This window comes from Micromonospora sp. LOL_015 (assembly GCF_048060275.1).
Lineage (GTDB): Bacteria > Actinomycetota > Actinomycetes > Mycobacteriales > Micromonosporaceae > Micromonospora_E.
The window spans coordinates 1-326 of the sequence record NZ_JBHMIO010000217.1; the positions used below are offsets into that span (position 1 = coordinate 1).

The 326-nt window shown below is 63.2% G+C and carries 1 pseudogene; it reads right to left on the minus strand.

Annotated elements, in window-relative coordinates:
* Positions 1 to 114: 114 nt before the first annotated feature.
* Positions 115 to 326 (minus strand): annotated as a pseudogene (locus ACFHWU_RS29560) (hypothetical protein); the annotation flags it as partial.

Below are 326 nucleotides of genomic sequence, written 5' to 3' on the forward strand. Positions count from 1 at the left end.
CCGACAGCAGCCACACAACCGCAGGCCACACCCCAAGATCAACTCAAGCTACGCAGCATTGGAGCCAGGTTGGGGTCTGTCAAGTTAACGGTGTAACTGGGGTTGGTTGATCTTCTACTTGCGGCCGGCGGACAGGCGTCCGTCGAAGGTGATGTCGAAGGCGTTGAGTGCGCTCTTCCAGCGGGTGGCCCAGCGTTTGCGGCCTTGCCCGGTCGGGTCGAGGCTCATCACGGCGAGGTAGACGCACTTGAGGGCGGCCTGCTCGGACTCCGCTGGCGAATTGTGCTGGTTACCTGGTCGCGAGTGCAGCGAGGTGGGAGACGCGG